The organism is Nocardia coffeae, assembly GCF_019890715.1.
Lineage (GTDB): Bacteria > Actinomycetota > Actinomycetes > Mycobacteriales > Mycobacteriaceae > Nocardia > Nocardia jiangxiensis.
Window position 1 is genome coordinate 1 of sequence record NZ_JAINZY010000069.1, and the last position, 604, is coordinate 604.

General features: G+C 67.7%; 1 protein-coding gene. It reads right to left on the bottom strand.

The annotated features are described in order from the left end of the window. Window positions 1-443: hypothetical protein (locus K7711_RS47070; protein WP_222979692.1), on the bottom strand; the 443-nt coding region annotated here is incomplete at its 3' end. Between the last annotated feature and the right edge of the window lie 161 nt (window positions 444-604).

Here is a 604-nt window from a genome sequence, read left to right on the forward strand (position 1 = left end):
AGTGTGGTGGCTGATTCGTGGAGGGTCGTGTAGTGGTTCACCAGTTCGGCGGTGTGGTGGCTCAGCGCCAGGACGCGTTCGTCGGAGCCACCGAAACGCCGCAGCGCGCGATGTAGTTCCACCGACGCCTCGGCGATCTGCTCGATCGACAGGCGGATCCGGTGGCGCAGATCGGCCGGCGAATCCGGCAGACCCATCAGCAGCAGGTCCTCGATACACGCGAGCAGTTCGGCCCGCCGCCGCGCACGTGTCACACCGGCCGCGGACCCGCCCCCCGCACACGACTCGGCCGCGCACAACTCGGCCAGATCCAACGCGCACCGGGCAAGGATCCGAGCACACGGACTCCCATGGGTATCGACCGAATTCCCACGGACCGCACGCAGCAATTCCAGCGACGTGGGCAACGCATCCTCGGCCGTGCCACGACACGCCAAACCCATCACACCCGACACCGCAGCACCCGCCGGCCGATCCTGCGACCGCCGACCGACCCTGTCGCGTTCCAGCACTATCCGATCCATCACTCCACTACTCCGACGCTCTCATCCCTTCCGAAACCGACACCGCGCCCGGCCCTCCACCGAAACCCGGTCTCCCCACC